General features: G+C 70.7%; 14 protein-coding genes. 13 read left to right on the forward strand and 1 reads right to left on the reverse strand.

The genetic code is table 11. The annotated features are described in order from the left end of the window. The first annotated feature begins 24 nt into the window (after positions 1-24). The 12 genes from A5789_RS27285 (at position 25) to A5789_RS27340 (ending at position 11068) form a co-directional block, all read left to right on the forward strand. On the forward strand, positions 25-924 hold the full coding sequence (locus A5789_RS27285; protein WP_082857000.1) for a NifU family protein: 900 nt from the start codon (positions 25-27) through the stop codon (positions 922-924). Then, positions 921-1562 (forward strand): DUF5947 family protein, encoded by a 642-nt coding sequence (locus A5789_RS27290; protein WP_064906859.1) that lies wholly within the window; start codon positions 921-923, stop codon positions 1560-1562. The genes A5789_RS27285 and A5789_RS27290 overlap by 4 nt, the downstream gene beginning before the upstream one ends. After that, positions 1559-2206, forward strand: coding sequence for a DUF6084 family protein (locus A5789_RS27295; RefSeq protein ID WP_064906858.1), 648 nt, complete (start codon positions 1559-1561; stop codon positions 2204-2206). Before A5789_RS27290 ends, A5789_RS27295 begins: the two co-directional genes overlap by 4 nt. Then, positions 2203-3492 (forward strand): hypothetical protein, encoded by a 1290-nt coding sequence (locus A5789_RS27300; protein ID WP_064906857.1) that lies wholly within the window; start codon positions 2203-2205, stop codon positions 3490-3492. Before A5789_RS27295 ends, A5789_RS27300 begins: the two co-directional genes overlap by 4 nt. 142 nt (positions 3493-3634) lie before the next feature. Continuing rightward, positions 3635-4111 (forward strand): hydrogenase maturation protease, encoded by a 477-nt coding sequence (locus tag A5789_RS27305; RefSeq protein ID WP_064906856.1) that lies wholly within the window; start codon positions 3635-3637, stop codon positions 4109-4111. A 2-nt stretch (positions 4112-4113) separates the two neighbouring features. Then, complete coding sequence (locus tag A5789_RS27310) at positions 4114-4353, forward strand: HypC/HybG/HupF family hydrogenase formation chaperone (RefSeq protein WP_063014200.1); 240 nt, start codon at positions 4114-4116, stop codon at positions 4351-4353. After that, positions 4350-6647, forward strand: coding sequence for a carbamoyltransferase HypF (hypF, locus tag A5789_RS27315; RefSeq protein WP_063014130.1), 2298 nt, complete (start codon positions 4350-4352; stop codon positions 6645-6647). Before A5789_RS27310 ends, hypF begins: the two co-directional genes overlap by 4 nt. Positions 6648-6667: 20 nt before the next feature. Next, positions 6668-7003: a HypC/HybG/HupF family hydrogenase formation chaperone gene (locus A5789_RS27320; protein WP_063014128.1), complete on the forward strand. Its 336-nt coding sequence runs from the start codon at positions 6668-6670 to the stop codon at positions 7001-7003. After that, positions 7000-8112 carry a hydrogenase formation protein HypD gene (hypD, locus tag A5789_RS27325; protein ID WP_064906855.1) on the forward strand — a complete coding sequence of 371 codons (1113 nt, stop codon included), beginning with the start codon at positions 7000-7002 and terminating at the stop codon, positions 8110-8112. Before A5789_RS27320 ends, hypD begins: the two co-directional genes overlap by 4 nt. After that, the gene (gene hypE, locus A5789_RS27330) at positions 8105-9190 is read left to right on the forward strand and encodes a hydrogenase expression/formation protein HypE (protein WP_064906854.1); all 1086 of its coding nucleotides are present in this window, start codon (positions 8105-8107) and stop codon (positions 9188-9190) included. The genes hypD and hypE overlap by 8 nt, the downstream gene beginning before the upstream one ends. A gap of 31 nt (positions 9191-9221) precedes the next feature. Next, on the forward strand, positions 9222-10313 hold the full coding sequence (locus tag A5789_RS27335; RefSeq protein ID WP_197516747.1) for a HoxN/HupN/NixA family nickel/cobalt transporter: 1092 nt from the start codon (positions 9222-9224) through the stop codon (positions 10311-10313). Then, positions 10310-11068, forward strand: coding sequence for a DUF6390 family protein (locus A5789_RS27340; RefSeq protein ID WP_064906889.1), 759 nt, complete (start codon positions 10310-10312; stop codon positions 11066-11068). The genes A5789_RS27335 and A5789_RS27340 overlap by 4 nt, the downstream gene beginning before the upstream one ends. A 12-nt stretch (positions 11069-11080) precedes the next feature. Here the strand turns inward: A5789_RS27340 and A5789_RS27345 are convergent, their stop codons facing one another. Further along, positions 11081-11911 carry a YihY/virulence factor BrkB family protein gene (locus A5789_RS27345; RefSeq protein ID WP_064906888.1) on the reverse strand — a complete coding sequence of 277 codons (831 nt, stop codon included), beginning with the start codon at positions 11909-11911 and terminating at the stop codon, positions 11081-11083. Positions 11912-12239: 328 nt separating this feature from the next. Here A5789_RS27345 and A5789_RS27350 point away from each other — a divergent pair, with 328 nt between their 5' ends. Beyond that, the gene (locus tag A5789_RS27350) at positions 12240-12512 is read left to right on the forward strand and encodes a hypothetical protein (protein ID WP_064906853.1); all 273 of its coding nucleotides are present in this window, start codon (positions 12240-12242) and stop codon (positions 12510-12512) included. Positions 12513-12523: the final 11 nt, after the last annotated feature.

The raw sequence follows: 12523 nt of genomic DNA on the forward strand, positions 1-12523 counted from the left end.
CGGTCCCGGCGGCAGGAGGAGGCGATATCCACGCGTCCTGACGGTGAGTCCGCTGCGACGGTCGGCGACGACCGGTGGCGCAGCGCGGGCGATCGCATCGAGACCCTGCTCGATGCCAGTTCCGCGGGCGGTGCGGCGGCTCGGGAACGGGCCGAGGCGCTGGTCGGCGAGGTGGTCGACCTGTATGGCGCCGGTCTGCGGCGCATCCTCGCCGTCCTGGACGAGGGCACGGTGCAGCGTCTGCTCGACGACGACCTGATCGCCAGTCTGCTGCTGGTGCACGGCCTGCATCCGCACGACGTGGCGACCCGGGTCGCCGGCGCGCTGGACAGTGTGCGGCCGTATCTGGGATCGCACGGCGGCGACGTGCGATTGCTCGAGGTCACCGCGGAGGCGGTGGTGCGGCTGGAGCTGACCGGAAGCTGCCGCAGTTGCCCGTCGTCCTCGGTGACACTGGAACTGGCGGTGGAGGACGCCGTGCGCGCGGCCGCCCCGGAGATCACCGCGATCGAGGTGGTCACCGCCGAGGCGGGCGCCGACGCCGCGGTGATCGCCCCGGAGACGCTGTTCGCGCACGTGCGATCCGGCGGAAACTGGATCGGCGCACCGGAATTGGCCGAGCTGGCCGCCGGTGAGGTCGGCGGATTCGCGCTGGCCGGGCTGAGCGTGCTCGCCTGCCGAGTCGGCGACGAGATCTACGTCTACCGCGATCACTGCCCGAACTGCGATCGGACGCTGGCCGGTGCGGTGCTGCACCGCGGGGTCCGCGGCGATCCGGTGCTGCGCTGCCCCGGTTGCCGCGCCCACTTCGACGTCGTGCACGGCGGCGCCCGGCTCGACGGGGCCGGACATCTCGAGCCGCTGCCGGTGCTGGTGCGTGACGGCGAACTGTCGGTGGCGATTCCGGTGGGGGTGGGCGGATGAATCCGACCGTGCGCGCCCTGCGCCGCCTCGCGGCCGAACGCCCGCCGGCGCCGGTCGCGGGGGAGCGGTGCGAGATGTGCGCGGAACCCGTCGGCGCGGACCATCCGCACGTCGTCGACACCGAAAGCCGGCGCATGTTGTGCGTGTGCCGGGGCTGCTCTCTGCTGTTCACCGATCAAGGTGCGGCCCTGCGCTACCGGGCGGTCCCGCGGCGATACGTCTCGTTCCCGGATTTCCAGATGACCCTGCCGGAGTGGGACGGCCTCGAGATCCCTGTGGGCCTTGCCTTCTTCTTCCACAGTTCGTCGGCCGGGCGCACCGTCGCGTTCTATCCGGGACCGGCCGGTGCCACCGAATCCGAACTGCCCCTGGACAATTGGACCGCCTTCATGGAGCGGCATCCGGAATTCGGCGATCTCGCCGACGATGTCGAGGCGCTGCTGATCCAGGTCCCCGACGGTGACGCGCCCGCACGCTGCCTGCTGCTGCCGATCGACGCCTGCTACGAGTTCGTCGGCCGGATCCGCCTGCTGTGGCGCGGTTTCGACGGCGGTGCGGACGTGCGCGACTACGTGGCGCGATTCTTCGCCGAGACGACGGCGCGGGCCCGGGCCTTCGATCCGGGGGAGGCGCCGTGAGCCCCGCCTACGCCACCACCTTCGCGGTGCTCGGGCTGAAGCCCGAACCGTACGCGGTCACTCCGATCCTGTCCGCGCGGATCGGAATCGCCTCCGTCGGTGCCGAACCCGTCCACGCCATCGCGCTGCGCGCCCAGGTGCGCATCGAGCCGAACCGCCGGAACTACACCGATGCCGAGAGCGCCGGACTGCTGGATCTGTTCGGTCCGCGCGACCGCTGGGACCACACCCAGCGCTCGTTCCTGTGGATGCACTGCGCGACCACGGTTCCCGGCTTCACCGGCGGCGCCGAGGTGGATCTGCCGATGCCGTGCACCTACGACCTCGAGGTCGCCGGATCGAAGTATCTGCACGCGCTGCGTGGCGGCGAGGTGCCGCTGCTGTTCCTGTTCAGCGGGACCGTATTCATCCGTGGCAGCAACGGTTTCGCCGTGCAGCAGATCCCGTGGGACCGCGACGACCGCTACCGGATGCCGGTCTCGGTGTGGCGGGAACTGATGGCGGCGCACTTCCCGGCCACGGGCTGGCTGCGGCTGCACGAGGACACTCTGGCCGCGCTCGCGGCCTACAAGGGCGAGCACGGGCTGCTCGGTTTCGACGAGACGGTCGCGCGGTTGCTCGCGAGCGCGCAGGAGTCGGCGTGAGTACCGCGGGATCGAGCCGAGCACGAGTCCGCGCGGTCGCCGACGCGGTGCTCTACGAGGGCTATCTGCTCTACCCGTACCGGGCCGACGCGCGAAAGAACCGCTGCCGCTGGCAATTCGGCGTCCTCGGTCCGGTCGGGGCGCACGCGTCCGGATTGGGCGAGGAGTCCGAACTCGCCGGGCAGATGCCGATAGCCCCGGACGGCGACCCGGTCCTGCGGTTCACACTGCGGTTCCTGCAGCTGCAACATCGCGCCGCCGCGGGCACCAGCCGGCCGGACTGGGACGAGGCCGTCGAACGGGAGATCTCCGTCGGACCGTGCGCCCCGGTCGCCGTGACGGTGCCGTTCGAGGTTCCGGGAGGTCGCGACACCGAACCCCTCGTCGATCCGGCCACCGGGCGCGCGGACGTCGTGCGCACTCGCCGGCCGCTGCGCGGCGAATTCGAGCTGGCCGTCGCCTCCGAGGGCGGATATCCGATCCTCACCGTGACCGTGCGCAATACCGGGGAGCCGGCCACCGACCGTCGCGACGCCCTGGCTCGCTCCATGCTCGGCGCGCACGTGATCGCCGAGGCCGGCGGCGCGGAATTCGTCTCGCTGCTGGAACCGCCGCCGGAGGCCGAGGCCGCCGTGGCGCGGTGCGTCCAGCATCGCTGCTTCCCGGTACTGGCCGGACCGCCCGGCGACCGCAGCCTGATGCTGATTTCGCCCATCATCCTCTACGACCATCCCGAAATCGCCGAGCAGAGCCAGGAATCGCTCTACGACGCCACCGAGATCGACGAGATCCTCACCCTGCGCGTGATGGCCATGACCGACGAGGAGAAGGCGGCCGCGCGGGCCACCGATCCGCGCGCGGCCCGCATCGTCGACAGCTGTGACGCGATGACCGCCGAGCAGATGGCGCGACTGCACGGCGTGCTGCGCGACCCGGGCGCCGGGCAGAACCGGCTGGTGCCGGAAATTCCGCCCGGGACGGACTGGTGGGATCCGGTGGCCGACGGTGCTGTGCGGCCCGACTCGGACGCCGTGCCCATCGCCGGGACGCTGGTGCGCAAGGGGAGCATGGTCCGGCTGCATCCGGCCCGGCGCGCCGACATCCACGACATGTTCTTCGACGGCAGGGACGCACGGGTCACCTCGGTGCACGCCGACGTCGACGGGCGCACCCACGTCGGTGTGGTCATCGCCGACGATCCCGGAGCCGATCTGCACGAATGGTACGGGCGCTACCTGTATTTCGATCCCGACGAACTGGAACCGCTGGACGGACCGGGCGAGTAGCGCGGCCGGAGGAAAGGACGGATGTCATGGAGACGGTGGGAATGGTGGCGACGGGAATCGTCGCGGCGGCGGTCGTCGTCCTGGCGCTGATCGGAATCCGCTCGATTCCGGATATGCGCCGGTATCTGCGAATGCGGCGCATGTGAACAGCCGGGTGCTGGTCGCCGGAATCGGCAACATCTTTCTCGGCGACGACGGATTCGGCCCCGAGGTGGTGCGGCGGATACCGCCGGACCGCGAGGACGGCGTGCGGGTGGTCGACTACGGCATCCGCGGTATGCATCTGGCCTACGACCTGCTCGATCCCTGGGATGCGCTGGTCCTGGTCGACGCGGTCCCGAATCGGGGCGCGGCGGGCCGCATCGAGGTGATGCGCGCCGAACCGGACCAGGAGGCGCCGGCCGGTCTGGACGCCCACGGGATGGATCCGGCGGCGGTGTTCGCGGGGGTGCGGGCGCTGGGCGGGGTCGTGCCACCCACCGTGGTCGTGGGCTGTCAGGTGCTGTCGACCGATGAGGGGATCGGCCTGTCCGAACCGGTGGCGGCCGCGGTGGACGAGGGTGCCGAGACCGTGGCGCGGGTGATCGCGCAACTGCGGATGTCGCGAACGGAGGTGTGATCGTGTGCCTCGGAATTCCGGGCCGGGTCGTGGAGATCGTCGACGGCTACGCGGGTCAGCTGGCTCTCGTCGATGTCTCCGGCGCCGAGCGCAAGGTGAATATCGGCCTGCTGGAAGACGATCCGGTGGGACCGGGTGACTGGGTGATCATCCACATGGGCCTCGCGGTCGAGCGCACCGACGAGGCGGGGGCCCGCGAGGCGCTCGCCGGACTGCGACTGCTGAGCCGGGGCGAACCGTGAGTACCGAGGCGGCGCGAGGAGCCGACACCGGGCGCGCTCGGTGCCGGCTGATCGTGCGCGGTGTGGTGCAGGGCGTGGGATTCCGGCCCTTCGTCTACAGCACCGCCGCCGAACTCGCACTGACCGGCAGTGTCGCCAACGACAGCGACGGGGTGATCGTCGACATCGAGGGAACACCCTGGGCACTGGCCGAATTCACCGATCGGGTGCGCCATCGGCCGCCCCCGCTGGCCGTAGTCGACTCCGTGGAGCGCACCGATCTGCCGGTGCGCGGCGGAACCGGATTCCACATCGCCGGCACGACCCGTGGCAGCGGCCGCACCCTGGCCTCGCCCGATGTGGCGATCTGCGCCGATTGTGCGCGGGAGCTGGCCGATCCCGCCGATCGCCGCTACCGGCATCCGTTCATCACCTGTACCAACTGCGGGCCGAGATTCACCATCATCGCGAGTCTGCCCTACGACCGCGAGCGGACGTCGATGGCCGATTTCGCCATGTGCGAGCGCTGCGCGCGCGAGTATCACGATCCCGCCGATCGCCGCTTCCACGCCCAGCCGATCGCCTGCCCGGACTGCGGGCCCACCCTGCGCTACTCCGGTCCGGGAACCGGTGATCCCGTGGCCGCCGCGCGAAAGACGTTGCGCGAGGGCGGAATCGTGGCGGTCAAGGGGATCGGCGGCTATCACCTCGCCTGCGCCGCCGACGACGAGGATGCGGTGGCGCGGCTGCGCGTGCGTAAACGCCGCGGCGCCAAACCCTTCGCCGTCATGGTCGCCGATCCGGCCGCGGCCCGCACCGTCGCACACGTCGACGCGGCCGCCGCGGCGGTGCTGAGCGGACCCCAGCGCCCGATCGTGCTGCTGCCGCGGCGCGGGCACGTGCTGACGGACGCGGTGGCGCCGGGCCTTCGCGATCTCGGGGTGATGCTGGCCTACACCCCGCTGCACCTGCTGCTGTTCGGACTGCCCGGCGACTCGCCCGGACCACTCGCGCTGGTGATGACCTCGGCCAATCTCGGCGGCGAACCCCTCTGCTACACCGACGAGGACGCCGCGCGGCGGCTGCCGGAACTGGCCGACGCCGTGCTGGACCACGACCGCCGCATCCTCGTGCCCTGCGACGATTCGGTGGTCCGGCTGGTCGACGGCGTCGAACTGCCGATCCGCCGCTCCCGGGGGTACGCGCCGCTGCCGCTGGCGCTGCCGCAGGAGTCGGCGCCCGTCCTCGCGGTCGGCGCGGATGTGAAGAACACCTGCGCGGTCGCCGAGGGCCGGTACGCGTGGTTGAGCCAGCACATCGGCGATATGGACGATCTCGCCACGCTGCGCGCATTCGGCGCCGCCGAACACCATCTGGAGGAACTGACCGGAGTGCACCCGGCGCGGCTGGCGGTCGACGCCCATCCCGGCTACCGCTCCAGCGCCTGGGCGCGACGGGCCGCGGCCGGACGGCCGGTACACACCGTGCAACATCACCACGCCCACATCGCGGCGGTGATGGGGGAGCACGGCCTGCCCGGCTCGTCGACCGTCCTCGGAATGGCCTTCGACGGAACGGGTTTCGGCCCGGACGGGGCGATCTGGGGTGGGGAGGTGCTGGCCGCCGGCTACAAGGGGTTCCGGCGCCTGGCGCATCTGGCCTACGTCGCGCTACCGGGTGGTGACGCCAGCGTGCACCGGCCCTACCGGATGGCGCTGGCTCATCTGCACGCCGCCGGCATCCCGTGGGAGGAATCCCTCGCCGCGGTCGCCGCGTGCCCGCCCGCCGAGCGCCGGGTCCTCGCCCATCAACTCCGCACCGGGCTGGGCTGCGTTCCCACCTCGAGTATGGGACGGCTGTTCGACGCGGTGGCGTCGCTGGCGGGCGTGCGCCACGTGGTCGACTACGAGGCCCAGGCCGCCATCGAATTGGAGGCCCGCGCCCGCGACGCGGATCCCGGCCACGGCTACCGATTCGCGCTCGGCGCGGCGGATCCCGACGGCGCCGTGCGAATCGATCCGGCTCCGGTGCTGGCGGCGGTGGTCGCCGACCTCGCGGCGGGAGCCGGTGCGGACCTCGTCGGCGCGCGCTTCCACGTCGCGGTCGCCGAACTCGTGGCCGCCCTGGCGCGCCGGTTCGGCGAACCGGGTGTGCCGGTGGCCCTCTCCGGCGGCGTGTTCCAGAACGCGCTGCTGCTCTCGCTCTCGCGAAAACGGCTGCGGGACGAGGGTTTTCACGTCATCACTCATCACAGAGTGCCACCCAACGACGGCGGCCTGGCATTCGGGCAGCTGCTCGCCGCCGGGGCTCGATGAGCGAAAGGAAGGAACCGATCATGTGCCTGGCAGTCCCGGGGAAGGTGCTCGACCTGTACGAGCGCGACGGCACGCTGATGTCGGTTGTCGACTTCGGCGGTGTCCACAAAGACGTGTGCCTGCAATACATTCCGGATGCCGCGGTCGGCGACTACGTCGTCGTGCACGTCGGATTCGCCATTCAGCGCCTCGACGAGGAGTCGGCGCTGGCCACCCTGGCCGAATTCGAACACCTCGGTGTGCTGAACGAGGAATTCGGCGACGGATTCGCCATCGCCGCCCGGCAGTCCGGCCTTCCCGATCCCACCTCCGGCGCACCGTCGGAGTCCGCCCGCGACGACGAGGTGAACCGATGAAATACCTGGACGAATTCAGCAATCCCGAACTGGCTCAGCGCCTGCTCGAACGCATCCGCGCCGCGACCTCGCGCCGCTGGTCGATCATGGAAGTCTGTGGCGGGCAGACGCATTCGATCATCCGGCACGGCATCGACCAGCTGCTGCCGGACACCATCGAGATGATTCACGGCCCCGGCTGCCCGGTCTGCGTCACACCGCTGGAGGTGATCGACAAGGCGCTCGAGATCGCCGCCCGCCCGGAGGTCATCTTCTGCTCCTTCGGCGACATGCTGCGGGTGCCGGGCAGTTCCAAGGATCTGTTCCGGATCAAGAGCGAGGGCGGCGACGTGCGAGTGGTGTATTCGCCGCTCGACGCGCTCACCCTCGCCAAACAGAATCCCGACCGTCAGGTGGTGTTCTTCGGGATCGGATTCGAGACCACCGCCCCGGCCAACGCCATGACGGTGTATCAGGCCCGGCGGCTGGGCATCGAGAACTTCTCGCTGCTGGTCTCGCACGTGCTGGTCCCGCCGGCGATCGCCGCGATCATGGAATCCCCGGACTGCCGGGTCCAGGCGTTCCTGGCCGCCGGTCACGTGTGCTCGGTGATGGGTATCGGCGAATACCCGCCGCTGGCGCGGAAGTACCGAGTTCCCATGGTGGTCACGGGATTCGAGCCGCTGGATATTCTCGAGGGTATCCGCCGCACGGTGATCCAGCTCGAACAGGGACGCTGCGAGGTCGAGAACGCCTATCCGCGTGCGGTACCCGCGGAGGGCAATCCGGCCGCGAAGGCCATGCTGCAGGACGTCTTCGAGGTCACCGATCGCGGCTGGCGCGGCATCGGCGTCATTCCGCGCAGCGGGTGGCGGCTCTCGCCGCGCTATCGCGACTTCGACGCCGAATACCGATTCAGGGTGGGCGATATCCACACCGCCGAATCGTCGGTCTGCCGCTCGGGAGAGGTGCTGCAGGGGCTGATCAAGCCGACCGATTGCGCGGCGTTCGGCACCCGCTGCACACCGCGTAACCCGCTGGGCGCCACGATGGTGTCCTCCGAGGGCGCCTGCGCCGCCTACTACCTGTATCGCCGCCTGGATCTGCCGGCGGAGGTGGCTCATGCTTGACCACGCCGGAACCTCCACCCCGGCACCGGTATTCGACGCGGACAGCTGGGTGTGCCCGCTGCCGCTGCGGGATTCGCCGACCATCGTGATGGCGCACGGCGGCGGAGGTGCGATGTCGGGCGAGCTGATCGAGCATCTGTTCCTGCCCGCGTTCGGCGCCGCCGCCGACGCCGCGCTCGGGGATGCGGCGGTGGTCGAGGTCGGGGCCGCCAGGCTGGCCTTCTCCACCGATTCGTTCGTGGTGAAACCGCTCGTCTTTCCCGGCGGCACGATCGGCGAGCTGGCGGTCAACGGCACCGTGAACGATCTGGCCATGGCCGGTGCGCAGCCCCTGGTGCTGTCGACGGCGTTCATCCTGGAAGAGGGCACCGACCTGGCCGATATCGCGCGGGTCGCCGAAGCCATGGGCGCCGCCGCCGTCACCGCCGGGGTGAAGCTGGTGACCGGCGATACGAAAGTGGTCGACTCCGGTCACGGAGACGGCATCTTCGTCAACACCGCGGGCATCGGGCTGGTGCCCGCGGGGGTCGACATCCGCCCCGAGGGCGCCCGGCCCGGCGACGTCGTGCTGGTCAGCGGTGATATCGGCGTGCACGGAGTGGCGGTGATGAGTTGCCGCGAGGGCCTGGAATTCGGCACCACCGTGCGCAGTGACACCGCCGCGCTGAACGGTCTGGTGGCCGCGATTCTCGAGACCGGCGCCGATGTGCACATGCTGCGCGACCCCACCCGTGGCGGGGTCGCGGCGACGCTGAACGAGATCGCGAAAGCGGCGCATGTCGGTGTGCGGCTGGACGAACGCGCACTGCCGATTCCGGACGCGGTCCGCGATGCCTGCGGATTGCTCGGACTGGATCCGCTGTACGTGGCCAACGAGGGGAAGGCGATCGCCTTCGTCGCCGCCGAGGACGCGGACCGCGCGCTGGCGGCCATGCGGGCCCATCCGCTGGGCGCGCGGGCCTGCGCGATCGGCGTCTGCGTCGACGAACATCCCGGGATGGTGGTCGCGCGCACCGCCCTCGGCGGTACCCGGGTGGTGGATCTGCCCGCCGGCGAACAGCTTCCGCGGATCTGCTGAGCGTCCGGTGGGGGCGCAGGCGGGAGATACGATGCGGCCGTCGGTGACGATATCGCCCGCCCGGAGGTGGGCACGAGACCGGCGCGGCCGGCGCCGCGACGTGATCGGCATGGCCGTGACCGTGGCCGCGCTGCACGTCGCGGGGTGGGGGCTGCTGGCCGCCCTGGTCGTTCCGGGCCACTATGCGGTCGGCAACGTGGTGTTCGGCGCCGGATTGGGCGTGACCGCCTACACGCTGGGGATGCGGCACGCCTTCGACGTCGACCATATCGCCGCCATCGACAACACCACCCGCAAGCTGGTGGGCGAGCGCAGACAACCGCTGTCGGTCGGATTCTGGTTCTCGCTGGGACATTCCACCGTCGTCTTCGTCATGGTCGGTGCGCTGGCACTGGGCGCTCGGGCACTGGCATCCGGTGTCGAGGACGACGGTTCCGGCCTGCGGCGCTGGACCGGTACCTTCGGCAGCGGAGTCTCGGGAACCTTCCTGTTGCTCATCGGCCTGCTGAACCTGGTGTCGCTCATCGGAATCGGACGAGCACTGCGCCGGGGCGAGGGCGACGAGCGAGACCTCGACTCCCGGCTGCACGCCCGTGGGGCCCTGAACCGGGTGCTGGATCCGCTGGTCCGCGCGGTTCGCAGGCCGGGGCAGATGTATCCGATCGGAGTGCTGTTCGGGCTGGGATTCGACACGGTCACCGAGGTGAGTCTGCTGGTGCTCGCCGGTGGCGCGGCGGCCGACACCGACCTGCCCTGGTACGCGATCGTCGTTCTGCCGCTGCTGTTCTCGGCCGGGATGACGCTGTTCGACTCGCTGGACGGGGCGTGTATGAACGCCGCCTACGGCTGGGCCTGCGTCGCGCCGGCGCGCAAGATCTACTACAACCTGCTGGTGACCGGGCTGTCGGTCGCGGTGGCCCTGCTGATCGGCGCCCAGGAGATCGTCTCCGTGGTCACCGGCGCACTGGGCATCACCTCCGGCCCGCTGGCCTGGATCGGCGGCCTCGATCTGGGAGCGATGGGTTTCGTCGTGGTGGCGCTGTTCCTCGCGACTTGGCTGCTGGCGCTGATCCTGTGGCGGCGCGGGCGATCCCCGCGGACGGCCCACGAGGGCCCGACATGAGCGGGCCGCAGATGTTCGCGCGGTACGCCTACGCGCCGAACGCGCTGGGCTACTGCGGCCCGGCCGACGCCCCCGCGCTGGCCGGCGGGACCGATGCCGAGATCCGGGCCGTGGCACGGCGCTTCTCCGGAGCCTGGCCGTATCTGCGGGTGCTGTCGTCGATGACCGGGATCGGCGATCCGCTCGACCCGCGACTGGTCGAATCCTATTGGCTCGGTGGGGGAGTCGGCGCCGGCATCGACCGGGCGGAATTCCTGTCGAAGCTGTTGTCGGTGATCGGACCGATCGCCGGTGGGTACTGGCGTCATCTGGGCCCGGAGCTGGCTCCGGAAAGCGCGCCCAACCACAACTTCCACGTGTTCGGCATCTATCCGTGGACCCGTCTGCTCGACCGGGGTCCCGCGGACCTGCCGCTGCGCGTGCTCGACAACTGCCGGATCAGCTGGGCGCGGGTGTGCGCGCGAGATGCCACCACCGCGACGGTTTCCGTGCGCCGGCTGCGCTGGAGCGATTCGCACCTGTCGCTCTCGGCAGCGTCGCCGCGCCGCATCGAGCTTGCCGGCGCGGGCATCGATGCCGCCGATGTCGAGGTGGGCGATCATCTCGCGCTGCACTGGGACCACATCTGCGGCCGGCTCGACCCCACCCGGGTCGAGCGGCTCGAGGCCGCGACGGCCTGGCAACTGGCGGCCACCAACCGCCGGCTCGACCCGCACTCCGCGCCACCGGCCGCCGGGCGGTCGCGAGCCTCGTGACCGCGATGCCGATCACGGCCCGGGGTGCTCGCGCAACATTCGCTGGCGGGTGATCTGGGCGTCGACGACCGCGCCGAGCAGAATCGCGAAGTTGGTGAGCCACAACCACATCAGCAGGACGATCGCCGCGGTCAGTGACCCGTACACGCGATTGAGCGAGTCGAAATGCGCGGCGTACAGGGCCAGTCCGGCCGACCCCGCGATCCAGATGCCCACGGCGATCACGCTTCCGGAGGTGAGCCAGCGCAACCGCTGGCCCTCGGTATTCGGCGCGACCCAATACAGCAGCGCCAGTGCCACACTCACCAGCAGGGCCAGCAGCGGCCACTTCACGATCGACCAGACGAGCAGGCCCGCCGAACCCATTCCGATCCGGTTGCCGGCGTGTTCGGCGAGGCCCGGAGTGATGGCGAAGCCGAGCACGGTGACGACCACGGCGACCACCAGTACCAGACCCAGCGCGAAGCGCAGCGGCAGTGTGCGCCACAGGGATCGGCTCTCCCGCACTCCGTAGAGGGCGTTGGCCGCTCGGATGAACGCCCCCAGGTAGGTCGATACGGTCCAGAACGCCGACAACAGGCCCACGACCGCCATCGGACCGGACAGCGATTTGACCGACTGCAGATGATGAATCGACTCGGCGATCAGTGAGGTGCCGCCGCCGGGCCCCAGCCGCCCGGCCGCGCCCGCGAGCGAGTCGGCGGGGGCGGGTCCGGCGATGCTCAGCACCACGATGGCGATCAGCAGCGCCGGAAACAGCGACAACATGCTGTAGTACGTCAATGCCGCCGCCCAATCGGACAATTCGTCCGACCACGCCGCCCGCATGGTACGCAGGAGCACCCTGACCTCGGCCCGGCGAAACACCCGGTACCGAAGCGCGGGCTCCGATCCGACCGCCACAGTCGCTACCTCCCAGCAGTTTTCGATCCGCGCACAGTCGGATCGCCGGCGCCTGGTTTCGGAATACCACTACCGCATCCCGCCACGCACCGCTGCCCGCGATTGCGGGTTCACGCGGCGTCGGCGCGCGATGTCGCTGGGTGGCGCGTGGGTCCCGGTGGCCGGGATCGAGGGTGGGTGTGTCGCGGGTCACGAACGATGATGAGGCGCCGGCCCGCCCGCGGCCTCCGGCGGAGAGGATCTGCCCGGCAGCGTCGGCGGGCTCGGGATGACCTGGGACGTGACCTGTGCCGATCTCGGCGCAGCCTGGCCGGGGCGGCCCGCCGACGCCGACGCCGTGGCACTGACCCGCCTCGCCGGCGCGCGAGTCGTGTGGTCCGGGAAGCGAATCAAACGCACCCTGCTGCTCCGGGGGCGTCCCGAAACCGCGCCGGCCGTGGTGAGTCGTTTCGAAGCCGACCTGGCCGCGCTGCCCGGCGCGATCGTCGATCCGGCCATCGCTCACCTGTACCGCTGGGCCGACGGACCGCTGCTGTCCTGACGCGGCGCTCG

Source organism: Nocardia sp. 852002-51101_SCH5132738 (genome assembly GCF_001665695.1).
In the GTDB taxonomy this organism is placed as follows: Bacteria; Actinomycetota; Actinomycetes; order Mycobacteriales; family Mycobacteriaceae; genus Nocardia; species Nocardia nova.

What these genes read in the sequence shown, in the direction of transcription:
- A5789_RS27290 (WP_064906859.1), top strand. Translation starts at nt 921, where the DNA reads ATGAATCCGACCGTGCGCGCCCTGCGCCGCCTCGCGGCCGAACGCCCG.
- A5789_RS27320 (WP_063014128.1), top strand. Translation starts at nt 6,668, where the DNA reads ATGTGCCTGGCAGTCCCGGGGAAGGTGCTCGACCTGTACGAGCGCGAC.
- hypD (WP_064906855.1), top strand. Translation starts at nt 7,000, where the DNA reads ATGAAATACCTGGACGAATTCAGCAATCCCGAACTGGCTCAGCGCCTG.
- hypE (WP_064906854.1), top strand. Translation starts at nt 8,105, where the DNA reads ATGCTTGACCACGCCGGAACCTCCACCCCGGCACCGGTATTCGACGCG.
- A5789_RS27335 (WP_197516747.1), top strand. Translation starts at nt 9,222, where the DNA reads ATGCGGCCGTCGGTGACGATATCGCCCGCCCGGAGGTGGGCACGAGAC.
- A5789_RS27340 (WP_064906889.1), top strand. Translation starts at nt 10,310, where the DNA reads ATGAGCGGGCCGCAGATGTTCGCGCGGTACGCCTACGCGCCGAACGCG.
- A5789_RS27350 (WP_064906853.1), top strand. Translation starts at nt 12,240, where the DNA reads ATGACCTGGGACGTGACCTGTGCCGATCTCGGCGCAGCCTGGCCGGGG.